Genomic DNA, 24,030 nt, shown 5'->3' with positions numbered 1-24,030 from the left:
CCATTGCGAGCCGCCCTTTTTTAATCAATCGTCTTCATCTTCTTCGTCATCATATTCAATCGGCGATTTGAAATCATCCGGCTTGATCGCCAGCAAATCACAACGTAAATGGTCAATCACCTGTTCCGCGGTGTTACCGAGGAACGCCGCTGACAGACCGGTACGACCGATGGTGCCAAGCACCACAATCCCGGCATCCAGATGCGAGGCGATATCTGGAATCACTTCCTCTGGCAAACCTTTCGCCACATGGGTGAACTCTTCGCTGATGGAGAATTTCTGACGCAGCGCTTTCATCGCCACTAAATGTTGGCCGCGAATCGCGTCGTTGTAAACGCTAGGATCAAAGTCGGGAAGTTCAATAGCGATGTTGATGGGCGTAATAGGATAAGCGCCGACTAAATGGACTTCGGTGTGATTTACCATTTCAGCCAGCAGCGTGGTTTCACGAATCAGCTTCTGATTAAGTTCATCATGGTGCGGCTCCTCGCTGGCTAAATTGACCGCAACCACCGCTTTGCCGCCTTCAGGCCAGGCCTGATCTTTCACCATCCAGACCGGACAAGGGCATTTACGCAGCAGATGCCAATCCGTCGGGGTGAATATCACCGCTTCCAGACGATCGTGCTGGTGCGCCATTTTCAACACTAAATCATGCTGATGCGCCAGAATTTCCTGGATGATGGCTTCATATGGCCGATTATGCCAAACCACTTTGATTTCAATCTCAACGCCGGCTTCAATATACGCCTGTGCTTGCTGGCGGATCCATTCGGTACGTTGGCTGATTACGCCTTTACGCATGTTGGAGCGCTCATCGGGCGACAACAGCGTGGTCATTTCATATGAGAAGTCGTAGATAGGCAGGAAAGCTTTGATTTTTCCGCCGATACGTTGATTGAGATAAACCGCACGCCGCAGCGCAGGCTGATCGTCCTGCTGGGCATCAATAGCCACCAGAATATTTTGGTACCGGGACATAAGCCGATCTCCTAAAACCAAAGCAAGTTGGAATAAAGATAGCCTAAGTTTGGACAGGGCAGAAGGGGAAAAGTTGTTGCCGGATCAATAAAATAACTTTTATCAACCCGGCACAGAATTACGCGGCTTGTTCGGTCTGCCCAGCTAATTCTGCCAGCAGAGCGTGGTTCTCGATGGTGATATATTTGCCTTTAACCGCCAACATGCCACTTTTCTGGAAGCGGCCCAGCAAACGGCTAATCGTTTCTACGGTTAGTCCCAAATAGTTACCAATGTCGCCACGCGTCATGGTCAGACGGAATTCACGCTGCGAGAAACCGCGCTGGCCGAAACGACGCGACAGATTCCAGACAAACGCCGCCAAACGCTCTTCAGCATTTTTCTTCGACAGCAGCAAAATCATATCCTGATCGCCTTTAATTTCGCCGCTCATTAAACGCATCATCTGCTGGCGCAGCGCAGGCATTTTACCGGAGAGATCGTCCAGGGTTTCAAACGGAATCTCGCACACCATTGCGGTTTCCAGCGCCTGGGCAAAGCTAGGATGTTTTGCCCCCACAATCGCGTCAAAACCGACCAAATCACCTGCCAGGTGGAAGCCGGTAATTTGCTCGTCGCCTTGCTCAGTGATGGTATAGCTTTTGATGGTGCCGGAGCGGATAGCGTAAAGGGATTTCAGTTCATCACCGGCTTTGAACAGCGTCTGGCCTTTCTGGATCGGCTTTTTGCGCTCAATGATGTTATCCAGCTGATCCAGTTCGTGCTCGTTCAGCGTGAAGGGAATACACAATTGACTGATGCTGCAATCCTGGCAATGGATGGCACAACCGCCAGACTGAATACGTCGTATGCTGCGTTTTTCCTGGATCATATAGTTACGCTCGATGATTATTGACTGCGGTCAATTTTAACATTTTTCCCGACGAAGTGAACTCATCCGAGCAGTAAATGTCCTTAAAACCCCACAAATGTCAGGTATTACGCGGTCTGCGACGAATTAACGAAGGGGCATTTATTGATCTGGAACGTTTTGTTGCCAGGTTTACAGCTCCTTACGACTTATTTCAGCGCAAAAAGTGACAGATGTTTTGCCAATAATCCTTTGCTACTATTTTGCTTCAGCGTCGAAAAGGACGCTTAGGCAAACACCAGGCGAGAGGAAACACCATGAACCTTGATGATGAAAACCTTTTCCGTGATGCCATGGGTGACGTAACCCCCTTAAAAAATTGCGCTAACACCCAGTGGCTGCCTGCGCCTTCGCCCAAAGCGTTGCGCTTGCCGCAGGAAAGTGATGAGCAGGAAAATTATCTTACGCGTGGTTTTCTCGACATCATTCCGCTGAGCACGGCGCTGGAACATAAGGTCGATGGCGTTCAGCAGGGCGTGCTGGATAAACTTCGTTTGGGTAAATATCCGCCCGAAGCCAGCCTCAATTTGCTGCGTCAACCCGTAGAGACTTGTCGTCAGGCGCTATTTAGCTTTATGCAGCAGGCTACCAAACATGGATTGCGCAATTTACTGATTATTCACGGCAAAGGACGCGACGATGAGTCGCATGCCAATATTGTGCGCAGCTACGTGGCGCGCTGGCTGCAGGAGTTTGAACAGGTTCAGACTTTTTGTACCGCGCAACCGAAAGACGGCGGCTCTGGCGCGCTCTATGTTGGCCTGCGTAAAACCGAACAGGCGCGCCTCGAAAACCGTGAACGTCATGCTAAGCACAGTCGCTAACTGTGGAATTTGCGAATAGTCGCCATCAAAACTTCGGCGCTCAGACTTAACGGGCTACCGCTGCGGGTAATAATGCCAACCGGCTCGCCGGGGCCCGGCGAGGCAATCGGCAGCGCGCACAACGCATCGTGATTCAAATCTTCCTTAATGGCGCCAGAAGGCACGAACCACACATAGTCGTAGCGCAGTGCCAGCTGACGTGCCAACGATGTTGACGAGGTTTCGATGCAATTTGCCGGTAACGAACAACCTTGTTCATCCAGCATGTGCTGCGCAATGCGGCGCGGTGCGGTGCCTTCCGGCGAAATCACCACCGGCCACTGCATCGCGCGCGACAACATGACGTTGTCACTTAATAGTGGGTGGTCGGGACGCACCACCAGTTTAAGTGATTCGAGAAACAACAATTCATAGGTCAATCCGGCCATCATGTCGCTGTCCGCCATGCGCCCAATCCCGACATCAAATTCCCCCGCACGTAAACCGGCCAACAGCACGTTGTTGTGCAGCGTGGCGACCTGCACCGTGGTATTGGGTTGTTGCTCATGGAAGCGATCGAGAATTTGCGGCAGCATGCCCATCGCAGCCGTAGTCAGCGCACCGAGTCGAATGACCACCGGTCGTCCCGGCTGCACTGCGTTAAAGCTCTGACCAGCATGATTGAGGGCATCCAGCACTTTCACCGCATGAATCAGGAACTGTTCGCCCAGCGTAGTGAGTTGTGCGCCAAGCCGTCCGCGCTCAAACAGCCGTGCGCCCGCCAGCTCCTCCAGTTCATTAAGCGTCTTCGACAGGGCAGGCTGGCTCAGATTGAGTGTTTCTGCGGCACGGCCTAACGTGCCTTGCTGCGCCACCGCCACAAAGGTATGTAAATGACGCAAGCGAATGCGCTGATTGAAAAGGATATTTTTGTCCATACGCTCAACATAATGAGTTGCGCCGAGTGGCGGCAATGGGAAAACATGAATTATGTTAACTTGCCTGCAAAATTATATTAACAAAATCGCGGCAATGCTACGTTTGTGGCTAACACGCTGTATTGATTGGTAATGCTGAAAACAACATTGTTTGTCGTGTCTTCACAGTTATAAGAATCAACTGCTTAAGATGCTAAAAGTTGAATAGTTCTCAATTACAATCAAAAAACCTGCCAGTTATTGTTAACGATGAGCTATGATAAGCGCCGTTTTTTTTACTAAAACTGATGCCCTAAACGGTTAAAAGTGCAGGAGTCGTTACGTGACCAGCGTTGAAGCAGTAGACGTTCGCCAGCTTATCAATAAGAGTGCGCTTAGCAGCTGGCAGAAGCGCTTAATCGCGCTGTGCTTCGTGGTTGTTGCGCTGGACGGCATGGACATTGCACTGATGGGTTTTATTGCGCCCACGCTGAAAGCCAGTTGGGGCGTCACTAATCATCAACTCGGCATAGTGATCAGCGCCGCACTGATTGGGCTGGCGCTGGGAGCGATAGTTGCCGGACCGCTGGCCGATCGTTACGGTCGCCGCGTGATGATCCTCATCAGCGTGCTGTTTTTTGGCCTCTGGACGCTGGCAACAGCGATGGCGCAGAACATTGAACAGATGATGCTTTTCCGTTTTCTTACCGGTTTAGGGCTCGGTGCAGCCATGCCCAACGTTGGCACGTTGGTGGCCGAATATGCGCCGGAACGCCGCCGCTCTTTCATTATTACTGTCGTATTCTGTGGCTTTACGTTCGGCGCCGCCACAGGCGGTTTTGCCGCCTCCTGGCTGCTACCGCGCTATGATTGGCACTCTGTAATGCTGATGGGCGGCGTATTGCCGCTGCTGGTGCTGCCATTTCTCGTGCGCGGCTTACCTGAATCGGTACGTTTTCTGATTAGCCGCCACGCGCCCGCCGCACGTATTCATGCCATCCTCGAGCAGATGTTGCCGGGCAGCGTGCAGCCGGGTAGCCATTATCAAAGTACTGAGCTGCCCACCGCTCGCAAAGGTTCTGTTGCGACGGTGGTGTCGCGCCGCTATCTGTTCGGCAGTTTGATGCTGTGGGGCGGCTACTTTATGGGGCTGTTCCTGGTCTATTTAATTGGCAGCTGGATGCCTTCGCTGATCAGCACGCTGGGCATGTCGGTGACAGAAGCGGCGATTGTCACGGCGATGTACCAAGCCGGCGGCACAATTGGCTCGCTGTTTGCCGGTTGGTTGATGGATCGCATCAACGCCAATCTGGCGCTGGCGCTGATTTACTTCTGCGGCGGCATTGCCATTGTGGCACTCGGTTTTTCACCTGCGCAGGTCGGCCTAATGAGCGCCATCGCTTTCTTCAGCGGCTTCTGCTTCAACGGTGCCAATACCGGTATGAATGCGCTCTCTGCGAGTTATTATCCTACACATGCGCGAGCAACGGGTTCCAGCTGGATGCATGGCGTAGGGCGCATCGGTGCCATCCTCAGTGCATTTGTGGGGGCAGAACTATTAACGCTCGGCTGGTCATTCAGTCAAATCTTCCTGCTGCTGGCCATTCCTGCCGTATTAACCACCCTCATGCTGGTGCTGAAATGCCGCTTTGGTGACCCGTCAAACCTCGCTGAGTGACAAGGCGATCACAGTTCCGCGAAATTGTTACCCGCGGCAAAAGGGTTGATCTACAGTAGCAACAACCCGTTAGCCCAAGGTGATGATAATGCCAAATTTTCTCAGCAGTGATGCGATTCGTACGCTGTTCTCTCAGGCGATGTCGGCGATGTATCAGCAGGAAGTGCCGCAATATGGCACGCTGACGCAGCTGGTTACCGCCGTTAATGAACGTACGCTGGAAGCCAATCCCGAGTTAAAAAATCGTCTCTCAGCGGCAGATGAGCTAAGTCGCCTGAGCGTCGAGCGGCACGGCGCCATTCGCGTCGGCAAGGCCGATGAACTCAGCACGTTACGCCAGATGTTTGCTGTTATGGGCATGGAAGCGGTGGGCTATTACGATCTGTCGCAAGCGGGAGTACCGGTGCACTCCACGGCGTTTCGTCCCATCAACGACCGCGCTTTGCGCATCAATCCGTTCCGCGTATTCACCTCTCTACTGCGCCTTGAACTGATCGATGATACGGCGCTGCGCGAGAAGGCCGCTGCGATTCTCGCTGCGCGCGATATCTTTACACCGGGTTGCCGCGCATTAATCGCTAAATATCAAGAGCAAGGCGGCTTAAACGCTGTAGATGCCGCCACTTTCGTGCAGGAGGCGCTAGAAACGTTCCGCTGGCATGCGCACACCACCGTAGACAGCGCCACCTATCGCGCACTGAGCCAGCAGCATCGTCTGATAGCCGATGTGGTGTGTTTTCGCGGTTGCCACATTAACCATTTGACGCCGCGCACGCTGGATATTGACCGGGTGCAATCGCTGATGCCTTCACGCGGCATCGATCCCAAAACCCTGATTGAAGGCCCGCCGCAGCGTAAGGTGCCCATTCTGCTGCGTCAGACCAGTTTCAAAGCATTAGAAGAAGCGGTGCATTTTAACGATGGCACGCCGGGCACGCACACCGCGCGCTTTGGTGAGATTGAGCAACGCGGCGCAGCGCTGACGCCGAAAGGGCGTGAACGCTACGATCGACTGTTGGCCGAAGCCGGAACCGGCAGTGATAATCAGCATCACCAGCAACATCTCAGTGCGGTATTCGGTGAGTTCCCTGACGACGAAGAGACGTTGCGTGAACAGGAGCTGGCGTGGTTCCGCTATCGCCTGACTGAGAAAGGTGAACATTTGCCGCCTCGCGCGGGCGAAAGCGTCACGCAGTTACTGGCAGAAGGGCGATTAACCGCCGAACCGATCGTTTACGAGGATTTTTTGCCAGTCAGCGCCGCGGGGATTTTCCAGTCGAATTTGGGCGATATCACGCAAACGCGCAGCGCAGGCAATGCCAGTCGGGCGGATTTTGAAAGTGCGTTAGGCGCAGCCGTGCAGGATGAAATGGCTTTGTATCAACAGATGCAGCAGCGCAGTCTGGCACGGTGTGGCGTAGCGTAAAGGGAAGGTGTGAGCCGGCCTGTGAAGTGGCAGTAACACTTCAGCAGACCGGCTGTTTTTCTTGTCGTTATTGCAAGCGCGAATCACGCACCAGCGTGTACTTCCCAGCACCTAAAAACATAATGGCCAGCGCGCCAAGCAGGTAAAGCGCTTCTGTTTCCAGCGCCCAGGCACCGACATCTGTGCGATGCCAGACGGCGCCCATTTTTACCAGCAGTGTCGCGACAAGCATATTCACGGCAATGATGAACGCCGCAGGGCGCGTCATCAAGCCGATAATCACCATTATGGGTGCCGCTATTTCCCCGATGTAAGCACCGTAAGCGATGAAACCTGGCATTCCTTTGACGGCGAGCATATGCGCAATCCAGCCCACGCCATGCACCACCTTGAACGCCCCATGAAACAGCAGGAGTCCGCCAAACGTCAGGCGTAACAACAGTTTGCCGAAGTCCGGGTGGTCACACATCCGGTTGAACATCTGGTTAATTCCACCAAACATCGTGTTTCTCCGTCGCGCCAGGTTAACGTGTAACCTTAAAACAAATGGTCTCAATGCAGTTAGCCAAAATATTTGATGGAGTTATTCAAAGAATCGCGCCGCGTTTCGGCTTAATCTGCAAATGCTTTCAGAACATGGACATTCGTCCGAGGCCTGCAAATAATGGAACGATGCATTATCAGGGAAGCCGAGATGAAAAATGAACGACGTCTGAGGATCATGACCGCAGAAGGTGAACTCAGAGGTATGATGGACGAAGATCTTTTTGTCTTCAAAGGAATACCCTACGCAGCAGCACCCACTGGCGCTTTACGCTGGCGACCGCCGCAGCCGGTTCAGCCGTGGCAGGATGTGCGTGATGCCACTCAATGGGGCGCAGCAAGCTGGCAGAACCGGCACTACTGCATCGCGGCTGGCGGCGGCGATCCGGGACATATGAGTGAAGATTGCCTCTACCTGAATATCTGGACGCCGGATGTTGAGCCATCGCGGCCCTTACCGGTTATGGTGTGGTTGCATGGCGGAGGTTTTTCCATTGGTGCGGGCAATCTCGATCCCTATCGCGGTAAAGCACTGGCGGCACAAGGCGTGGTGGTGGTGACGCTCAACTATCGGCTCGGTCACTTCGGTTTCTTCTCTCATCCGGCGCTGGATGCGCAATATCCTGCAGGTCGGGTAATCAACAACTTCGCCTTACTCGATCAAATTGCTGCTTTACAGTGGATTCAGCGCAACATTCCTGCGTTTGGTGGCGATCGTCACAACGTCACACTTTTTGGTGAATCCTCCGGCGCACGCAGCGTGCTGTCACTGTGTTGCTCCCCGCTCTCAGAAGGGCTGTTTCACAAAGGCATCGTGCAGAGCGCGTACAGTCTGCCCGATATCCCGCAAAAACAGGCACAGCAGATCGGTTTGCAAGTCGCTGCGCACTTTGATTTGGCGGAAAACGCCAGCCCTGAACAGCTGCGCGAACTGCCCGCCGATCAATTCTGGCCATTAGAACGCCCGCTGGCGCTGGGGCCGGTGCCAATTAGCGGCGATGCGGTACTGCCGAAACCGATGTTGAATACCTTCATGTCCGGCAAGCAGCATCGCATCCCGTTGATGATTGGCAGCAACAGCGATGAAGCCAGCGTGCTGGACTATTTTGGCGTGGATGCCACAGCGGTGTTGCGGCAGATGCGCAGCAAGAATCGCGTCAGTTATCGTCTGATGAAGTGGCTGTACGACATTCATGATGATGCGCTGCTAGGACGTGCGGTGGCGCGCGATATGGCATTCACGGTATTGCCATTGATCGTGGCTCAGGCGCAACACAACATTGGCATGCCCGCATGGCGTTATTGGTTCGATTACGTCTCTGAAAACGCGCGCGATCTCTATCCGCACGGCACCTGGCACGGCAATGAAATTCCCTATGTCTTTAACACGCTCGATACGCTAACGCCGGCGGCGGAACGCAGTTACAGCGCGCAGGATAAAGCATTTGCTAGCGAAGTCAGTGCCTATTGGGTCACCTTCGCGCGAGAAGCGAGCGAATTCAGCTCGCACCTACCCGCAAAGGTTAATTGGCCAGTCTGGCGACCGGCGGAAGATCTGACATTGGCGTTAGGCGATCAGGGCAAAGCGCAAGCGATCGTGAAGGCGCGATTTATGCGTGGACGGCTGCGGTTATTCCGTTTAATGATGCGCAGCCACGTGAAGCTTTCATAAGCCTGCTAATGGTTCAATTAGGCAAATGAATTTTTAAGCCAAATTCGCGACTATCTTACTGATTAATCATCAAAGTGCTTTTTGCTCACCTGCGCCAGTAAGCAATTATTTAGCTTACAAAACCGTTACATTTTCCCCATCCAATGCCGATAAACGCAATATGCCCGATTTTATCGGGCCTCCTTCGCGTTTCACACCAAGGGATTATGTATGGGTATCTTAAAAAATTTCACCATCCGCACCGTATTGCTCACCATTCTAGGGCTGTTTTGCCTGCTGTGGTGCGCCGTTGGGCTGTTTAGCGTCCACTCCTTAAACGCCCTCGGCGAGGGCAACGAGATTGACCGCCAGCTGGTTAATCAAATGACGGTTTTGAGTAAAGGAAATGACCAATATTTTCGTGTGGTTACGCGTCTTTCACGCGTAATGGAAGGTCGTGCGTCAGGTGCAACAGTTACGGCTGATGCTTTTGCACCGGTGCAGCAAGCGCTAGACAATATGAAAAGTCTACTGGCGCAGTTTAAAACCATGGCGCCAGGCCCGATGGACGCGGAGACCGCTGATAACGTGATTGGTAACTGGCAAAAACTGCTGGATGAAGGTATCGCCCCGCAGGTTTCACTGGCGCAGCAGGGCACCGTGGAGGCCTATCGCGCGCAGGCTAATAACGTCACACCACCGCTTAGCCGTGCGTTTGGTGCTAGCGCAGAAGCTTTCAATAAAGCCGCAGGCAGCAAGCTGGATGAGACGCGCGTGACCGTCGATAAGCTCACCAGCATCACTAAAGTGATCATTTTGGTGGCGGTAGTCATCGGTTTGTTTATCCTGCTGTTTACCGATCGCTATCTGGTGGCGATGCTGGTGAAACCGCTCGAGCGCATTCGCAACCATTTCGCCATTATTGCGCAAGGCGATCTCAGCCAGCCGGTGGAAGATTTTGGACGTAACTGCGTGGGTAAACTGGTGCCGCTGCTGCGTGCCATGCAGGACAGCCTGCGTGAGGCGGTTAGTGCGATTCGCAGCGGAACCGAAAACATCTATCGCGGTGCCGCGGAGATCTCCTCCGGCAACAACGATCTCTCTTCGCGCACCGAAGAGCAGGCGGCCGCGCTGGAGCAAACGGCGGCCAGCATGGAACAGTTAACCGCCACGGTGAAATTTAACGCCGACAATGCGCGTCAGGCCAGTACGCTGGCAGAAACCGCCACCGGCACCGCACAGCAAGGTGGTCGTCTGGTGGGTGAAGTGGTCACCACTATGCAAGGCATCTCTGGCAGTTCGAAGAAGATAGCCGAAATCACCAGTGTGATTAACAGCATCGCATTCCAGACCAACATCCTGGCGCTGAACGCCGCAGTTGAAGCCGCGCGCGCCGGTGAACAGGGCCGTGGTTTTGCCGTCGTCGCCAGCGAAGTGCGCAATCTGGCGCAGCGCAGTGCAGGCGCAGCGAAAGAGATCGCCACCTTGATCGAGGATTCCGTACAGCGTGTAGAAAAAGGCTCTGAACTGGTGAGCAGCGCGGGCAGCACCATGCACGATATTCTTAAATCGGTGCAGGATGTGAATGAAATTATGAAGCACATCGCCGCAGCATCGGAAGAGCAGAGCAAAGGCATTTCACAGGTTGGCACTGCAGTTACCGAGATGGACAGCGTCACCCAGCAGAACGCCTCGCTGGTTGAGGAAGTTTCCGCCGCGGCCAGCGCGCTGGAGCGCCAAACCCAGGATCTGCAGGCATCGGTGGCGAAATTCCGGCTGTCAGACAGCGCGCCCGTCAGCAAAAATGTTGTCTCTCCAGCAGCCACGGCGCTGCGTCGTCCGGTGTTGGCAGGCGCGGGTAACACGCAGCCAAAAGCCGCAACTGACGAATGGGTCTCTTTCTAAACCTCAGATAACCACGCCACCAGTTCCGGCAGGAACGGTGGCGCATCTTTTTCCGCTCGCTGTAACAGGCTATACGTTGCGCCGGTGGCCACACTGGCGGCAAACGGCGCGATCAGTCGCCCATGCGCCAGATCATTCTGGACCAATGTGACATCCGCCACCGTGACACCAAATCCCTGAATCGCTGCGCTAATGGCTAAATCCATGGTAGCGAAATGCTGGTTACGTGCCATTGGCAGCACCGCAGCACGCTCAGCCAGCCACAACTGCCAGTCGCGGGAATCCTGCGTGGGATGTAGAAAAGTAAACTTTGCTAATTCGCTAATCTGGCTGGGTGGCGTGACGCTGCTGGCCATCACCGGCGTTAAACGCTCTTCAAACAGGCAAATTGAACCCGCTGGCGAAGGGCCAAATACAATCGCCGCATCAAAATTGTCGAGCTGCGAGCCATGATCAAGCGTGGTGGTTAACGCCACATGGATGTCAGGTCGCTGCTGCTCCAGCGTCACTAATCGCGGTACCAGCCAGCGCATCGCGCAGGTTGGCGCCTTCAGGCGAATCGAGGCATTACTGCGACTGGCTTTTTCCGTGGCATTAACCAGCAGCGTAAAGCCCTGCTGCAGCTCGGGCAGCAGCGCCGCACCTTGCTCGGTAAGATGCAACCCACGCGCGTGCCGGGTAAACAGCGCGAAGCCCAGCCAGCTCTCCAGCGTAGCGATTTTACGACTCACCGCGCCTTGAGTGATGCACAGTTCACTGGCGGCACGCGTCAGGTTGAGATGGCGAGCGGTCACCAGAAACGCGTGGATGGCATTGAGCGGCAGAGCAGAGCGGGACATAACAACCTCAAGCTATGATTTTTAATCATGGCTATTATGACAACAATTCGCTTGTCGACTCAAGCGTCGCACCGTTGAATAGAAATCTACTTTCGCTACGTGGTTATGCAACCGCAAGAGGCACCGATGACCCTGAATAGCAGTGTAAACATCTCTTCCAAACAGCCCGATGTCGGCACGACGATTTTTAGCGTCATCGGCCAGCTGTCGGCGCAACATAAAGCCATCAATCTGTCGCAAGGCGCACCGAACTTCCCCTGCGACCCGCAACTGGTTGAGCTGGTTAGCCAGGCGATGCGTGACGGTCATAACCAATACGCCTCGATGACTGGCTTACCGGCGCTGCGTGAAGCGCTGGCGCAGAAAGTCCACACGCTTTATGGCCAGCAATATGATGCCGGCAGCGAAGTGTTGATCACTGGCAGCGCCAGCCAGGGCATTTATATGGCGATTTCCGCGCTGGTCCATGCGGGCGATGAAGTAATCTTTTTTGAACCGGCTTTTGACAGCTACGCGCCAGTGGTGCGTCTGCAAGGCGCCACGCCAATTGGCCTGAAACTGCAGGTGCCTGATTTCGCCATTAATTGGGACGAACTGCGTGCCACGATTACGCCGCGCACCCGTATGATCATCATCAACACGCCGCACAACCCGAGCGCGCAAGTGCTGTCAGCCGCCGATCTGGAACAGTTAGCCGCGTTAACGCGCAACACCGACATTGTGGTGCTGTCTGATGAAGTCTATGAACACATTCTGTTTGATGGCCGCCAGCACTGCGGTATGGCAACACATCCGGAACTGGCGCAGCGCAGCGTGGTGGTTTCTTCCTTCGGAAAAACCTTCCACGTTACCGGCTGGCGCGTCGGTTATGCGCTGGCGCCGGCGGCGCTAATGGCAGAAATCGTTAAAGTGCATCAGTTCATGATGTACGCGGCCGATACGCCGATGCAGGTGGGGTTTGCTCACTATCTGCAAAACCCGCAGAACTATCTGCAGCTGTCGCCGTTTTATCAGGAGAAACGCGATCGCCTGCTGACGTTGATGCAGGATTCGCCATTTAAGCTGCTGCCGAGCGCCGGTTCCTTCTTTATGTTGGCCAGCTACGGACATTTCAGTGACGAAAGTGATAGCGAAATGGTAAAACGTCTCATCGTCGATCACGGTGTGGCCACCATTCCGTTGTCGGCGTTTTATATGGACGGTACTGACAATAAATTAATTCGCCTGTCATTCGCAAAAGACGACGCAACACTTCAGGCCGGTGCAGAAGCGCTCTGCCTGGTCAAAGGGTAACTTAGGGGTAAATATAATGAAAAAATTGAACGCACTGTTTGTCGCTCTCGGCATGCTGACCTCGGCGCACGCGCTGGCGCAGGAAACCTTACGTTATGGTCTGGAATCGCAGTATCCGCCATTTGAGAGCCGCAACGCGCAGGGCGAACTGGAAGGTTTCGATATCGAACTCGGTAAAGCAATTTGTCAGGTGGGCAACTTCGACTGCAAATGGGTGGAGAGCAGCTTTGATGCGCTGATTCCGGCGCTGCAGGCGAAAAAATTCGATGCCATCAACTCCGCAATGAACATTACCGAAGCGCGTGCGAAAAGCATCGACTTCACCAAGCCGATTTACCGCATTCCGACCATGCTGATCGTGAAAGAGGGCGAGAAGCTGTTGCCAACCGCTGAATCATTGAAAGGCAAAAACATCGGTGTGCTGCAGGGTTCTATTCAGGAAACCTATGCTAAGAAGCACTGGGAAGCGCAGGGCGTAACCGTGACCTCTTACCAGGATCAAAACCAGGTTTACAACGACATGGTCGCCGGTCGTCTTGACGGCACGCTGGTGATGTCTGCTGCGGGTCAATCGGGCTTCCTCGAAAAGCCGCAGGGTAAAGGTTTCGCCTTTGCGGGCAAGCCGGTTGAAGATGACACCATTCTCGGCACCGGGATCGGTTTTGGCCTGCGTAAAGGCGATGCCAAACTGAAACAAGAGCTGGATGCGGCCATCACCAAGGTGCAAACCGATGGCACCGTCACTAAACTGGCGGCGAAGTTCTTCCCAGGAATTGATGTTGCAGCCAGCAAATAACCTGTAAAAAAGGTCGTCAGTTATGACGACCTTTTTGGTTTATTTCGCTGCTAAATAACACAACGCTTCGGCCACCTGATATGACTTCACAAATGATGGAATCGGCAAGAACTCAAAGCGTGAATGGAAATTGTGCGCGCCAGTGAAGAAATTTGGCGTCAGTAATCCCTTCGCTGATAGCGCTGCACCATCGGTGCCACCCCGCATCGGGATCACTTTGGGTTCCACGCCAACCTGCTCCAGCGCGGCAAAAATCAAATCAATGGCGCGACGATCTTCACCAATCGCATTACTGATATTGCTGTACGTATCGTTGATGGTGAGCGCTACGTGGCCGGTGGGATAACGCGCGGCAATCTCATCAGCCACTTCCACCAATTGTTGTTTTTTGGCATCAAAACCCTGCAAATCGAAATCACGAATCGAGGCTTTTAATACCGCGCGGCTAGCGTTGGCCTGCATATCGTTAAACCAGATATAGCCTTCGCGACCTTCAGTATGCTCAGGGGTTTTTAAACGATCAAAGCGGGAGATGAAGTCATGCGCCATCAGCAGCGGATTGACCAACACCCCTTTGCCCGACATGGGGTGCGCGGGCACACCGGTAAACACCAACTCAGCGGCGGCAGCGTTAAAGTTTTCATACACCACTTCACCCAGCTCGCAGCAGTCAATTGTCCAGGCGAAATCGACGTTAAAGCGCTGCTCCAAATCAAGCGCTTTGGCGCCGCGCAGGCCAATTTCCTCATCAGGCACAAACGCCACCACGATATCACCGTGATCACCTCGCAGGTTCTCCAGCAGCGTCATCACCACCGTGACCGCGGCTTTGTTGTCCGCGCCGAGCACGCTGGTGCCGTCGCTAAAGATAATCTCCTGACCGAGATAGGGTTTAATTTCTGGGTGTTCCGCCACGCGCAGCCAGATATCTTGCGTGCTGTTGAGGCAGAGATCTTCACCGCGGAACGTCAGGGTTTGTGGGCGGATATCCGGCGACAGGCCGACATCAACGGTATCAATGTGGGTAATAAAGCCGATACGCGGCGCATCAGGGCGATTACCGGGTTTCACCGCGGTGACCGTGGCGTGCTGGTCAATCACAATATCCTGCAATCCCAGTTCGCCCAGTTCCTTAGCCAGTAACTCCGCCATCGCATGTTGGGACGGCGTACTCGGCAGCGTGGTTGATTTGGCATCGCTCTGGCTGGAAACCGCCAGATAACGATAGAAACGCTGGGTCAATTGGCTGGCAAGTTGGTCTGTCATCACAATTCCTTATTAGCATTGCGGCGTCTGTAGTACGCGTGATGGTTAAATCATGTTATTTATTAGTCAGATGAACACTAAATAACGAAGCTGGCTCATGGAAGTCAATAAAAAGCGAGGATCATGATGAAAAAAATGATGGCAAATCTCACTCTCACTGCAATCGGATTGGCGGTCGCGGGCGGGGTGTCAGCAAAAACGCTGGTCTACTGTTCTGAAGGATCGCCGGAGAACTTTAATCCCCAGTTGTACACGTCAGGGACCAGCGTGGATGCCAGCGCGGTGCCGATTTTCAATCGTTTGGTTGATTTCACCCCCGGCACCACCGAACTGGTGCCCAGCCTGGCAGAAAGCTGGGATATCAGCCCGGATGGCAAGGTCTATACCTTCCATTTGCGTAAAGGCGTGAAATTCCAGAGCAACAAGCTGTTTAAGCCGTCGCGCGATTTTAATGCCGATGACGTGATTTTCTCGTTTATGCGCCAGATGGATGCGAAAAATCCGTACCACAATGTCTCCGGCGGTAACTACGCCAACTTCGAAAGCCTCGAACTGGCGAAGCTGATCACCCACATTGAGAAGGTCGATGACCATACGGTACGCATCACCTTAGCCCACGCCGAAGCGCCTTTCCTCGCCGACTTAGCCTGGTATTTTGCGTCGATTCATTCGGCAGAATACGCCGACCAGATGCTGAAGGCGGGCACGCCGGAGAAGGTCGATATGGAGCCGATCGGTACCGGACCGTTTGAGCTGGTGCAGTACCAAAAAGATTCGCGCATCCTCTACAAAGCCTTCCCGGAATACTGGCAGGGCAAGGCGAAACTTGATCGTATTGTCTTCTCCATCACGCCGGACGCGTCGGTGCGTTACGCCAAGCTGGAGAAGAACGAATGCCAGATTATGCCGTTCCCTAATCCGGCCGATCTGGAGAAGATGCGCACCAATCCAGATTTAACGCTGGAACAGAAATCGGGACTGAATACCGGCTTCCTGTCGTTCAACACCACCAAGGCGCCGCTGGATAACGTTAAAGTGCGTCAGGCGCTGGCGCTGGCCATTAACAAGCAGGCGATCATCGATGCCATTTTTAAAGGCACCGGCACGGTGGCAAAAAACATCCTGCCACCGGACGTGTGGAGTGCGGATAAAGCGTTGAAAGATTACGACTACGATCCGGAGAAAGCCAAAGCGCTGCTGCAGGAAGCGGGGATTAAGCCCGGCACCGAAATCGCGCTGTGGGCGATGCCGGTACAGCGACCGTATAATCCGAATGCGCGACGGATGGCGGAGATGATTCAGGCGGACTGGGCCAAAGTGGGCATCAAAGCCAATATCGTCAGCTATGAGTGGGGCGAATACCTGAAGCGCGTGAAAGGCGGCGAACATCAAGCGGCGCTGATGGGCTGGACCACGGCGACCGGCGATCCGGATAACTTCTTCGGCCCGCTCTACAGCTGCACCTCGGCGAATGGCGGTTCCAACTCGTCGAAATGGTGTTACCAGCCGTTTGAGAAGATCATTACCGAAGCACGCGCTGAGCAGAATCATGACAAACGCGTCGCGCTTTATCAGCAAGCCCAGCAGATCATGCATGACCAAATGCCCGCGGTCATGATTGCTCACTCAACTATCTTTGAGCCGGTGCGCAAATCGGTAAGTGGTTATCAGGTTGATCCGTTCGGTAAACACATTTTCTATCCGGTGGATATCAAGAACTGAGCTACGGCTTCCAGCGCTGGCGCAGAGGTTCCTCGAGCGCATCCAGCTGCTGCAGCAAAAAGGTAAGAAACACATTCAGGGCGGCACTGCGAGGCCGCCCTGATTGCGTCTGTAGCTGCAACGTACGCTGGCTCAGCTGATCAATGCCCACCGAGCGCAAGATCAAACCGTGCGTTTCAGCCTCTTGCAGCACGGTAAACGCGCTACAGATTGTCACTGCCTGCGGCGTGCGCAGTAGAAATTGAAACAGCATCGAGAAGGTATCGCAGGTCATCACCGGTTCAACCAGGCTGCCATTCATATGACTGGCCAGCTCAAACAGTTGTCGCACGGTGGTGTTTTGCTGCGGTAAGGCCAGCGGATAGTGACTCAAATCGGCGAGCGTGACCTGTGGCGCGGTTGCTAACGGATGCGTTTGATGCATGACGATTAATACCGGTGCTGGCCACGAACCCATGACGTCCACGCCACGTTCAGCGTGCAGACTAAACTGCAGCGCCACGTCACACTCACCGTTGCGCAGTGCTTCCGCCACGCCTTGCGTACTCGCTACCTTCACATCAAACAGCACACCCGGATTGTCATGGCGAAAATCAGCGATCAAGCGAGGCATGAGGGTAAACGCCAGCCCATCGGTACAGGCCACGCGGATCAGCGTGCGGCGCACCGCTTTCAGTCCCTTAATCTCTGCCAGCGCGTACTCCATATCCAGCAGATTCTTGCGCACGTGATGCGCGAAGATCTCGCCAGCTTCATTCAACACCATGCCGCGCGCGTGCCGCGCAAACAACGGTACGCCAACGTGGTTCTCCAGCCGCTGAATTTGCCGACTGATAGCCGATACCGCCACAAACAGCTGCTCACTGGCGGCGCTGAGCGAGCCGGTATTGGCTACGGCGAGAAAATAGCGAATTTCACTGCTTAACATGCAAATGCCTCATGGTGGTGCATGCCTCGAAATCGGGCAGGCTAGCTTTGCTTTAAAAGCAAATCTTACTCGATAAATTGATAATTGTGGCAAAGCATTGTTTCCGCAAAGATGCGTTAACGACATAACAATAAAAGACAGGGCAAACATGACAGCACAACAGGCGGTTCAACAGGCCACCGCTTATTTTGACAGCGGGGAGTTTCAGCGTATTTTGGCGCGTCGCGTGGCACAACGCACCGAAAGCCAGCGCGAGGATCGTGACAGCGAATTACAGCGCTATTTGCAGGATGAAATCGGTCCGCAGCTGATTGCGCTTGGCTTCACGTTGCATTTCATCGCCAACCCGGAAGCCGCTCATCGACCGTTCCTCGTGGCGATACGCATTGAAGATCCGGCGCTGCCCACCTTGCTCAGCTATGGCCATGGCGACGTTGTATTTGGCGATGATGAGAACTGGCGCGACGGCTTATCGCCGTGGCAGATGGTTGAAGAGGACGATCGCTGGTATGCGCGCGGCAGCGCCGATAATAAGGGCCAACACTCTGTCAATCTGGCGGCATTGGAGCAGGTGTTTAATGTGCGCGGCGGCAGTCTGGGCTTTAACTGCAAAATACTGTTCGAGATGGGCGAAGAGATTAGCTCACCGGGACTGGCGCAGCTGTGCCAGCAGCATGGCGATCTGTTGCAAGCCGATCTGTTTATTGCCTCTGACGGCCCACGTCTCAACGCGATCCGCCCCACGCTATTCCTGGGTTCACGCGGTGCGGTTAATTTCCGGTTGACCGTCAATGCGCGTGATAACGCCTATCACTCTGGCAATTGGGGCGGGTTGTTGAGCAATCCGGGGACGCAGTTGGCTAACGCGCTCGCGTCGCTGGTCAATGCACAGGGCGTGTTGCAGGTTGATGCACTGAAACCCAACTCTTTAACGCCGCAGGTGCGCGACATTCTTGGCGATATCGAGGTGGGCGGCATGCCAGGCGATCCCGATATTGACGTCAACTGGGGCGAGCCGGGATTGACGCCAACTGAACGCCTGTATGGCTGGAACACGCTGGAAGTGTTGTCATTCCTCACCGGCAATCCGGCGCGTCCGATGAATGCCATTCCGGGCAGCGCCACCGCCGTGTGTCAGCTGCGCTTTGTGGTCGGTACCGATTGGGAAAACCTCGCTCAACATGTGCGCGCGCATCTGCAACAGCACGGTTTTGGCTATGTGCAGGTGGAGTTTATGCGCGGATCGCCAGCGACCCGGCTCGATCCCACCGATCCGCTGGTCAATTGGGTGCTGAGCAGCATGGCAGAAACCAGCGGCAAGAAACCGGCGCTGCTGCCTAATCTCGGCGGTTCACTGCCCAATGACGTGTTCTCTGACATCCTCGGCTTGCCAACCTTGTGGGTGCCGCACTCGTATCCGGCCTGCGGCCAGCACGGTGTTAACGAACATATGCTGAAATCGATTGCCCGCGAAGGCCTGCAGATCATGACGCGCCTACTGTGGGATCTCGGTGAGCAGGGCACGGAACTGGTGGCGCAGCATCGGGCGCACATTGGGGGTGGCCAATGAGTACATTGAATACGGCAATGCCACTGAATACGACCAAACCGAACCTTCATAAAACGCTGTTCGCGACCTGTATCGGTAACGCGCTGGAGTGGTTCGATATTGCCGTGTACGGCTTTTTTGCCAGTTACATTGCGCATGCCTTCTTTCCCACCAGCGATCCGTCGGTCTCGATGTTGCTGACCTTTGGCAGTTTTGGCGTATCGTTCCTGATTCGTCCGCTGGGCGCCATTGTGCTGGGCAACTATGCTGACCGCCACGGCCGAAAAAAAGCGCTGCTGCTGTCGATTAACCTGATGATGCTCGGCGGCGCGGTCATCACTTTTATGCCGAGCTACAGCAGCATTGGCCTGATGGCACCGCTGCTGATTTTGCTGGCGCGTCTGGTGCAGGGTTTTTCTGCCGGTGGCGAATTTGGCAGCTCAACGGCATTCCTGGTTGAGCACTTCCCTGAGCGTAAAGCCTTTATTGCCAGCTGGCAGTTCGCCACGCAAGGGGCCAGTACCTTAATGGCGTCGGCGTTTGGTCTGGGATTGACGCAGATTCTTACCGAAAGCCAGATTCAGGATTGGGGCTGGCGTATTCCGTTCGCGTTCGGCCTGCTGATTGGTCCGCTGGGAATTTACATTCGACGTCACGTCCATGAGCCAGCGAGCTTTGCTGAGCACAAACCGGAAGCTGCGCCGCTGAAGAGCCTGTTTGGTCGCCAGAAGGAACTGATGCTACTGGCTATCGGCTTGATGGTGATCTCGACGGCGGTTAACTACATGCTCAACTATGTGCCAACCTATGCCACCAAAAATCTGCACCTGTCGGGCAGCGTGGCGTTTACCGCGACATTGTTGGCGGGCGTAATTTTGACGGTGGTAACGCCAATGATGGGTCTTTGGGCCGAGCGCGTGGGTCGCGTGCCGCTGATGTGGGGCTCATTGATTCTGCTGATCGTCACTATTTATCCGGCATTCAAGCTGGTGGTTGAACACACCACGCCGACTACGCTGATTCTACTGGTGTGCTGGATGGCGCTGCTCAAGTCGATCTACTTCTCAACGGTGCCGTCGGTGATGGCGGATTTGTTCCCGATTGGCACGCGAGCCAGCGGGATGGCGATCAGTTATAACGTGGCGGTCACAGTATTTGGTGGCTTCGCACCGCTGATTTGTACGCTGCTGATTAGCGCAACCGGTACCAGTCTGGCGCCGGGGTATTATCTGATGGCGATGTCGGTGTTAAGCGGCCTGGCGCTGCTGCGCAGCCAGAAGCGCATCTCCTGATAACCACCAGGTCGCCTTTAACGGCGACCTGGATTTTCCACCTTACGAAAACTGCAAGTAGGCCACGTGCGTCTGTAAAAACTCGTCTAAACCGTGACGGCCGTCGGCGCCACCAATGCCTGATTTACGCCAGCCAGCATGGAAACCTTGCATCGCCTCGAAGTTCTCGCGATTAATGTAGGTTTCGCCAAACTTCAACTTGCGCAGTGCCACCATTGCGGTGTTGAGATTCTGGGTGTAAATCGATGAGGTCAGACCGTATTCGCAGTCATTTGCCAGCGCTACGGCTTCATCAAGGGTTTTAAACGTCATCACCGGCAGAACCGGGCCAAAAATCTCCTGCTGCATGATCTCCATATCCTGACGCACGCCCGTGATGATCGTTGGCTCAAAATAGAAGCCTTTGCCGCCTGCACGATTGCCGCCCAATACCACTTTTCCGCCATCCGCGACGGCGTTCGCCACTTTCTGCTCAACGCGTTCCAATGCGGCCGCAGTGATCAGCGGGCCCATATCGATATCATTCTGCTCGGCCGGATTACCATACTTCACCTGCTGCATGGCGGTGGTCAGCGCGCTGATAAAACGATCGTAAATGCCTTCCTGCACGTAAACGCGCTCAGCACAGTTACACACTTGTCCAGTGTTGATCACACGGGAGCTGACGATGGCTCTGACCGCCAGATCAAGATCGGCGTCATCCATCACGATAGCCGGCGCTTTTCCGCCCAACTCCAGTGACACTTTGGTCACATTTTTCGCTGCGGCTTCCATGGTGGCGATACCGGCGTTGACGCTGCCGGTGAGGCTCACCAGGCCGACCTTCGGGTTGCCTGCCAGCTCCTGACCAATCTCAGGACCATAACCATAAACAACGTTGATCACGCCCTTAGGCAGGCCAATGTCATCAATAATTTGTGCGAATATCGCTGCATTGTTGGGCGTCAGTTCACTGGGTTTAATGACGATGGTATTGCCGGTTACCAGCGCTGGTGCGGCTTTGCGCGCAATCAGGAAGAAGGGGAAGTTCCACGGCAGAATGCCGGTGGTAACGCCAATCGCTTTCCTGAACACGAAGATATTTTCGTTGGGACGATCGCTGTTCACGATTTCGCCATCGTAACGGCGTGCCCATTCGGCCATGTAATCAAGATAATCGGCGGTAAACATGACTTCGGTTTGCGCCAGGCCCTGAGTTTTGCCTCCTTCAGCAACGATAGTGGCGGTTAATTCCGGTTCACGCTGACGAATAGCGACGGCAATTTTGCGCAGCCAGTTGCCGCGTTCAACCGCAGGTAAGGCCTCCCATTCCGGCTGCGCCACCTCTGCGGCATCAATCGCCAGCGCGGCATCGCGTTTACTGCCTTCCGGCACGCGTGACAGTAACGCTTCGGTCGCCGGGTTAATCACTTCTATCCACTTGTCATTGTGATCGGCAACAAACGCGCCATTTATATAATGTTGATGGTGTGTTGTCATATGCAGGTTCTCCGCGATCGGTTTCGTTAAAGATTTGTGAAGTGCAGAGTGAAACAGATCAGGGTGTTGCACCTTTTTGCTATTGCCAAAGCGGTCGGAGGGATGGCAAAGAAGGGAAGAACAGCACGATAGACGCAGCATTCCTGGCGAAATGCCGCGCTTTCAGCGGGTTAACCAAAAAAAGTGATTGTTAATTTCTTGTCAGGAACCTGGCATCGCCGCGCCGCTGGCAATAAACCACACCAGAAAACTGACGCCAGCGATGATGATGGCAATAGGGAAAAGCAGTCCGATTTTCATAGTCATCCCGAGAGTTAAGCGATCTGCACGATCGCGCGATGGGTTTTCATCATACTGAACAATTGGAATTGGGTTGCATCGTCAACCTGACGGAGATGCTCACCTTTCTGATAATGAATGGCGTGGACATGACCCAGCTGTCGCCAGACCACAATCACCGAAGCGAGCAGAGCGCAATTCTCTTCGCTCTGCACGCAATCCAGCGTGGCGTAATGTGCCTCATCTAATCCATTGATAAAGACGTTCAGCGCGTGCGCTGGCACGATAGCGCGGATGTCATCCAGCATCACACGGCTCACCGATTGTGACAGCAAAAGCCGCAATCTTTTGGTATTCATCTCAATCCTTCGTCCTGATGATTTTCCCAACGTTATACGGATTTAATGCCTGCGGGGAAAGGCTGACAGACGGCTTTGTGTAACTGCCATGTTAACTGTTGCAGTGGCAGTGAATCAAAAACTGTGCTGATCGACACAACATATTAGAAAAATAGGCTGAATAATAAGACACTTATAAAAATTAACGTGTGACCTGCCTGCAAATGCGATTTTGTGATCCTTATGTTGATGACCCACCGAATTTTGCCAGCAACCTCCGCTTTCCGGCAGCCATCCAAAGGCTGATGAAAAGCTGCCCACCGTAGACTGCCGGTAATCGGGAAACCGCCGGTTTCCTGTTGGCCTCAACCTTACGAAGGAATAACAATGAACAGTGCCATTATTGCAGGTATTTTCTGGCATCTGGTGGGTGCCGCCAGTGCCGCCTGTTTTTATGCTCCATTTAAGCAGGTGAAAAAGTGGTCTTGGGAAACGATGTGGTCGGTGGGCGGCGTCATGTCGTGGCTGATTTTACCTTGGGCCGTCAGTGCGGTGTTACTGCCTGACTTCTGGGCGTATTACGGCAGCTTTAGCTTCTCTCAACTGATGCCGGTGTTTCTGTTTGGTGCCATGTGGGGCATCGGTAACATTAACTATGGTTTAACCATGCGCTACCTGGGCATGTCGATGGGGATTGGTATCGCCATTGGTATCACCTTGGTGGTGGGAACCTTAATGACACCGCTGCTGCAGGGCCGCTTTGTTGAGCTGTTCAGCTCGCCAGGCGGACGTATGACGCTGCTCGGCGTATTTGTCGCGTTGATTGGTGTGGGAATTGTTTCGCGTGCCGGTTTGCTCAAAGAGCGCGCGCTCGGCATCAATGCCGAAGAGTTCAACCTGAAGAAGGGGCTGATTTTAGCCGTAATGTGCGGCATCTTCTCAGCGGGCATGTCGTTTGCGATGGATGCTGCAAAGCCCATGCATGAAGCCGCCGCGAATCTCGGTATCAATTCTCTTTATGTCGCCTTACCAAGCTATGTGGTGATCATGGGTGGTGGCGCGTTAGTCAATCTGGCTTATTGCTTTATCCGCCTGGCAGTGAAAAGCGACCTCTCTGTACGCCGTGATTTCTCAGTTGCCAAACCGATGTTACTCGCCAATATCGCCTTTGCCGTGCTAGGCGGCACCATGTGGTATTTGCAGTTCTTCTTCTATGCCTGGGGACACGCCAAAATCCCGGCACAGTATGATTTCATCAGCTGGATGCTGCATATGAGCCTTTACGTGCTGTGCGGTGGTTTGGTTGGCCTGGTGATGAAAGAGTGGAAGTCGGCGGGTCAACGTCCGGTACGCGTTCTTTCTCTGGGTTGTGTGGTAATCATCATTGCCGCCAATATCGTTGGATTAGGCATGGCGGCCTGATGAAAAGCCTGGC

The 24,030-nt window shown here is 54.1% G+C and carries 21 protein-coding genes; 11 read left to right on the top strand and 10 right to left on the bottom strand.

What is annotated here, in order from left to right; translation table 11 throughout:
- Positions 1 to 24: 24 nt before the first annotated feature.
- On the bottom strand, positions 25 to 981 hold the full coding sequence (uspE, locus tag ACRQ84_RS05800; RefSeq protein ID WP_483817445.1) for a universal stress protein UspE: 957 nt from the start codon (positions 979 to 981) through the stop codon (positions 25 to 27).
- Between the two features lie 118 nt (positions 982 to 1,099).
- Complete coding sequence (locus tag ACRQ84_RS05795; RefSeq protein WP_008106391.1) at positions 1,100 to 1,852, bottom strand: fumarate/nitrate reduction transcriptional regulator Fnr; 753 nt, start codon at positions 1,850 to 1,852, stop codon at positions 1,100 to 1,102.
- A gap of 296 nt (positions 1,853 to 2,148) precedes the next feature.
- Between ACRQ84_RS05795 and smrA the strand changes: the two genes are divergently transcribed.
- Complete coding sequence (gene smrA, locus ACRQ84_RS05790; RefSeq protein ID WP_483817444.1) at positions 2,149 to 2,715, top strand: DNA endonuclease SmrA; 567 nt, start codon at positions 2,149 to 2,151, stop codon at positions 2,713 to 2,715.
- On the opposite strand, the gene ACRQ84_RS05785 is transcribed toward smrA, so the two are convergent.
- Positions 2,712 to 3,632, bottom strand: a complete 921-nt coding sequence (locus tag ACRQ84_RS05785) for a LysR substrate-binding domain-containing protein (RefSeq protein ID WP_483817443.1) — start codon at positions 3,630 to 3,632, stop codon at positions 2,712 to 2,714. The two genes, smrA and ACRQ84_RS05785, sit on opposite strands and share 4 nt — an antisense overlap.
- A gap of 322 nt (positions 3,633 to 3,954) precedes the next feature.
- On the opposite strand from ACRQ84_RS05785, the gene ACRQ84_RS05780 reads away from it, so the two are divergent.
- Positions 3,955 to 5,289, top strand: a complete 1,335-nt coding sequence (locus tag ACRQ84_RS05780; protein WP_483817442.1) for an MFS transporter — start codon at positions 3,955 to 3,957, stop codon at positions 5,287 to 5,289.
- A gap of 88 nt (positions 5,290 to 5,377) precedes the next feature.
- Positions 5,378 to 6,715 carry a 2-oxoadipate dioxygenase/decarboxylase HglS gene (gene hglS, locus ACRQ84_RS05775; protein ID WP_483817441.1) on the top strand — a complete coding sequence of 446 codons (1,338 nt, stop codon included), beginning with the start codon at positions 5,378 to 5,380 and terminating at the stop codon, positions 6,713 to 6,715.
- 67 nt (positions 6,716 to 6,782) lie between these two features.
- On the opposite strand, the gene ACRQ84_RS05770 is transcribed toward hglS, so the two are convergent.
- Entirely contained in the window at positions 6,783 to 7,217 is a 435-nt protein-coding gene (locus ACRQ84_RS05770; RefSeq protein WP_483817440.1) for a DoxX family protein, read from the bottom strand.
- Positions 7,218 to 7,409: 192 nt separating this feature from the next.
- On the opposite strand from ACRQ84_RS05770, the gene ACRQ84_RS05765 reads away from it, so the two are divergent.
- Both ACRQ84_RS05765 and ACRQ84_RS05760 read left to right on the top strand, forming a co-directional pair.
- Positions 7,410 to 8,930, top strand: a complete 1,521-nt coding sequence (locus ACRQ84_RS05765) for a carboxylesterase/lipase family protein (protein WP_483817439.1) — start codon at positions 7,410 to 7,412, stop codon at positions 8,928 to 8,930.
- A gap of 210 nt (positions 8,931 to 9,140) precedes the next feature.
- Complete coding sequence (locus tag ACRQ84_RS05760; protein ID WP_483817438.1) at positions 9,141 to 10,814, top strand: methyl-accepting chemotaxis protein; 1,674 nt, start codon at positions 9,141 to 9,143, stop codon at positions 10,812 to 10,814.
- On the opposite strand, the gene ACRQ84_RS05755 is transcribed toward ACRQ84_RS05760, so the two are convergent.
- On the bottom strand, positions 10,811 to 11,653 hold the full coding sequence (locus tag ACRQ84_RS05755) for a LysR substrate-binding domain-containing protein (protein ID WP_483817437.1): 843 nt from the start codon (positions 11,651 to 11,653) through the stop codon (positions 10,811 to 10,813). The two genes, ACRQ84_RS05760 and ACRQ84_RS05755, sit on opposite strands and share 4 nt — an antisense overlap.
- A 126-nt stretch (positions 11,654 to 11,779) precedes the next feature.
- Here ACRQ84_RS05755 and ACRQ84_RS05750 point away from each other — a divergent pair, with 126 nt between their 5' ends.
- Both ACRQ84_RS05750 and ACRQ84_RS05745 read left to right on the top strand, forming a co-directional pair.
- Positions 11,780 to 12,946: a methionine aminotransferase gene (locus tag ACRQ84_RS05750; RefSeq protein WP_483817436.1), complete on the top strand. Its 1,167-nt coding sequence runs from the start codon at positions 11,780 to 11,782 to the stop codon at positions 12,944 to 12,946.
- Positions 12,947 to 12,962: 16 nt separating this feature from the next.
- Positions 12,963 to 13,742: a transporter substrate-binding domain-containing protein gene (locus ACRQ84_RS05745; protein ID WP_064738744.1), complete on the top strand. Its 780-nt coding sequence runs from the start codon at positions 12,963 to 12,965 to the stop codon at positions 13,740 to 13,742.
- Between the two features lie 39 nt (positions 13,743 to 13,781).
- On the opposite strand, the gene pepT is transcribed toward ACRQ84_RS05745, so the two are convergent.
- The gene (gene pepT / locus ACRQ84_RS05740; protein WP_483817435.1) at positions 13,782 to 15,008 is read right to left on the bottom strand and encodes a peptidase T; all 1,227 of its coding nucleotides are present in this window, start codon (positions 15,006 to 15,008) and stop codon (positions 13,782 to 13,784) included.
- A 126-nt stretch (positions 15,009 to 15,134) separates the two neighbouring features.
- Here pepT and ACRQ84_RS05735 point away from each other — a divergent pair, with 126 nt between their 5' ends.
- On the top strand, positions 15,135 to 16,730 hold the full coding sequence (locus ACRQ84_RS05735) for an ABC transporter substrate-binding protein (RefSeq protein WP_064738742.1): 1,596 nt from the start codon (positions 15,135 to 15,137) through the stop codon (positions 16,728 to 16,730).
- A gap of 1 nt (position 16,731) precedes the next feature.
- Here the strand turns inward: ACRQ84_RS05735 and ACRQ84_RS05730 are convergent, their stop codons facing one another.
- On the bottom strand, positions 16,732 to 17,658 hold the full coding sequence (locus tag ACRQ84_RS05730) for a LysR family transcriptional regulator (RefSeq protein WP_483817434.1): 927 nt from the start codon (positions 17,656 to 17,658) through the stop codon (positions 16,732 to 16,734).
- A gap of 148 nt (positions 17,659 to 17,806) precedes the next feature.
- On the opposite strand from ACRQ84_RS05730, the gene ACRQ84_RS05725 reads away from it, so the two are divergent.
- Both ACRQ84_RS05725 and ACRQ84_RS05720 read left to right on the top strand, forming a co-directional pair.
- Positions 17,807 to 19,228, top strand: coding sequence for a M20 family metallopeptidase (locus ACRQ84_RS05725; protein ID WP_483817433.1), 1,422 nt, complete (start codon positions 17,807 to 17,809; stop codon positions 19,226 to 19,228).
- Positions 19,225 to 20,499: an MFS transporter gene (locus ACRQ84_RS05720; RefSeq protein ID WP_064738739.1), complete on the top strand. Its 1,275-nt coding sequence runs from the start codon at positions 19,225 to 19,227 to the stop codon at positions 20,497 to 20,499. Before ACRQ84_RS05725 ends, ACRQ84_RS05720 begins: the two co-directional genes overlap by 4 nt.
- Before the next feature lie 42 nt (positions 20,500 to 20,541).
- On the opposite strand, the gene aldA is transcribed toward ACRQ84_RS05720, so the two are convergent.
- From aldA to ACRQ84_RS05705, 3 genes are all read right to left on the bottom strand, one after another.
- A complete protein-coding gene (aldA, locus tag ACRQ84_RS05715) occupies positions 20,542 to 21,978 on the bottom strand; it encodes an aldehyde dehydrogenase (protein ID WP_483817432.1) in 1,437 nt (478 codons plus the stop codon).
- 201 nt (positions 21,979 to 22,179) lie between these two features.
- Positions 22,180 to 22,278 carry a YoaK family small membrane protein gene (locus ACRQ84_RS05710; RefSeq protein WP_155726380.1) on the bottom strand — a complete coding sequence of 33 codons (99 nt, stop codon included), beginning with the start codon at positions 22,276 to 22,278 and terminating at the stop codon, positions 22,180 to 22,182.
- Between the two features lie 14 nt (positions 22,279 to 22,292).
- Positions 22,293 to 22,616 (bottom strand): hypothetical protein, encoded by a 324-nt coding sequence (locus ACRQ84_RS05705; protein ID WP_064738737.1) that lies wholly within the window; start codon positions 22,614 to 22,616, stop codon positions 22,293 to 22,295.
- A 366-nt stretch (positions 22,617 to 22,982) separates the two neighbouring features.
- On the opposite strand from ACRQ84_RS05705, the gene rhaT reads away from it, so the two are divergent.
- Positions 22,983 to 24,017: an L-rhamnose/proton symporter RhaT gene (gene rhaT, locus ACRQ84_RS05700; RefSeq protein WP_483817431.1), complete on the top strand. Its 1,035-nt coding sequence runs from the start codon at positions 22,983 to 22,985 to the stop codon at positions 24,015 to 24,017.
- The last annotated feature ends 13 nt before the right edge of the window (positions 24,018 to 24,030 follow it).

It is taken from the genome of Pantoea sp. E2023-21, assembly GCF_051302795.1.
Taxonomy (GTDB): Bacteria; Pseudomonadota; Gammaproteobacteria; order Enterobacterales; family Enterobacteriaceae; genus Pantoea; species Pantoea ludwigii_A.
The sequence above is the reverse complement of the archived record's forward strand: the minus strand, read 5'-3'. Positions and strand labels throughout refer to the sequence as shown.

Coding starts and splice junctions, on each gene's coding strand:
- uspE (WP_483817445.1), bottom strand. CDS start 981: ATGTCCCGGTACCAAAATATTCTGGTGGCTATTGATGCCCAGCAGGAC.
- ACRQ84_RS05795 (WP_008106391.1), bottom strand. CDS start 1,852: ATGATCCAGGAAAAACGCAGCATACGACGTATTCAGTCTGGCGGTTGT.
- smrA (WP_483817444.1), top strand. CDS start 2,149: ATGAACCTTGATGATGAAAACCTTTTCCGTGATGCCATGGGTGACGTA.
- ACRQ84_RS05785 (WP_483817443.1), bottom strand. CDS start 3,632: ATGGACAAAAATATCCTTTTCAATCAGCGCATTCGCTTGCGTCATTTA.
- hglS (WP_483817441.1), top strand. CDS start 5,378: ATGCCAAATTTTCTCAGCAGTGATGCGATTCGTACGCTGTTCTCTCAG.
- ACRQ84_RS05770 (WP_483817440.1), bottom strand. CDS start 7,217: ATGTTTGGTGGAATTAACCAGATGTTCAACCGGATGTGTGACCACCCG.
- ACRQ84_RS05765 (WP_483817439.1), top strand. CDS start 7,410: ATGAAAAATGAACGACGTCTGAGGATCATGACCGCAGAAGGTGAACTC.
- ACRQ84_RS05760 (WP_483817438.1), top strand. CDS start 9,141: ATGGGTATCTTAAAAAATTTCACCATCCGCACCGTATTGCTCACCATT.
- ACRQ84_RS05755 (WP_483817437.1), bottom strand. CDS start 11,653: ATGTCCCGCTCTGCTCTGCCGCTCAATGCCATCCACGCGTTTCTGGTG.
- ACRQ84_RS05750 (WP_483817436.1), top strand. CDS start 11,780: ATGACCCTGAATAGCAGTGTAAACATCTCTTCCAAACAGCCCGATGTC.
- ACRQ84_RS05745 (WP_064738744.1), top strand. CDS start 12,963: ATGAAAAAATTGAACGCACTGTTTGTCGCTCTCGGCATGCTGACCTCG.
- pepT (WP_483817435.1), bottom strand. CDS start 15,008: ATGACAGACCAACTTGCCAGCCAATTGACCCAGCGTTTCTATCGTTAT.
- ACRQ84_RS05735 (WP_064738742.1), top strand. CDS start 15,135: ATGAAAAAAATGATGGCAAATCTCACTCTCACTGCAATCGGATTGGCG.
- ACRQ84_RS05730 (WP_483817434.1), bottom strand. CDS start 17,658: ATGTTAAGCAGTGAAATTCGCTATTTTCTCGCCGTAGCCAATACCGGC.
- ACRQ84_RS05725 (WP_483817433.1), top strand. CDS start 17,807: ATGACAGCACAACAGGCGGTTCAACAGGCCACCGCTTATTTTGACAGC.
- ACRQ84_RS05720 (WP_064738739.1), top strand. CDS start 19,225: ATGAGTACATTGAATACGGCAATGCCACTGAATACGACCAAACCGAAC.
- aldA (WP_483817432.1), bottom strand. CDS start 21,978: ATGACAACACACCATCAACATTATATAAATGGCGCGTTTGTTGCCGAT.
- ACRQ84_RS05710 (WP_155726380.1), bottom strand. CDS start 22,278: ATGAAAATCGGACTGCTTTTCCCTATTGCCATCATCATCGCTGGCGTC.
- ACRQ84_RS05705 (WP_064738737.1), bottom strand. CDS start 22,616: ATGAATACCAAAAGATTGCGGCTTTTGCTGTCACAATCGGTGAGCCGT.
- rhaT (WP_483817431.1), top strand. CDS start 22,983: ATGAACAGTGCCATTATTGCAGGTATTTTCTGGCATCTGGTGGGTGCC.